The organism is Desulfonatronum sp. SC1, from assembly GCF_003046795.1.
GTDB lineage: Bacteria > Desulfobacterota > Desulfovibrionia > Desulfovibrionales > Desulfonatronaceae > Desulfonatronum.
In genome coordinates, this window is record NZ_PZKN01000083.1 from 1 (window position 1) to 600 (window position 600).

General features: G+C 41.7%; 1 protein-coding gene. It reads right to left on the reverse strand.

Annotated features, from left to right (window positions below; genetic code table 11):
• On the reverse strand, positions 1 to 600 hold a 600-nt coding region (locus C6366_RS19805), incomplete at both ends, for a hypothetical protein (RefSeq protein WP_158269867.1).

Genomic DNA, 600 nt, shown 5'->3' on the forward strand with positions numbered 1-600 from the left:
GGCTGGCTCTGATCAACATGTGAATTTGGCAGACAAATTTGCAAAAAGGGGCCATGTCCAGCAGCAGGTGCAGGAATAAACCTATATTGGTAGGATACGTCATTAATAGTGACTGGTTCGCCAAAAGTAGGTTGTTGATAATACCAATTATCGAACAACACAATCGCTATATCTCCGGTATGGGGGGTGCCCGAGGGAGAGGAGGACATGTATACCTGGTAATAATAATGGTATTGTTCAAATGGAAAACCAGCCAATGTTCCAGGTTCTGGTTTTGGAAAAGTCCAATCGCCTTTTATAATATCTACATCTTTAAGTTTTACATTATATAGCGGACTGTTGGTTGCCCAATTATCGCTAGTTCCAGTATACTCGCCAGATCCAATTGATGCCCAAGGTGACCCCTTTGTTGTATATTTATCAGCGTAATTCCATCCTACACTCCAGCTGATCTTATCCCCATCGCGCCATACTTTTATATCATCGGCAGCGGTCCAATTATGTTCTTTTAACCACCTTTGGTTATTAAAGATAAACCCATCGTACTTAAAACCTGTAAATCGATCCGATGAAGTAAAAAGCACTTGTGAGCTGCTCAGC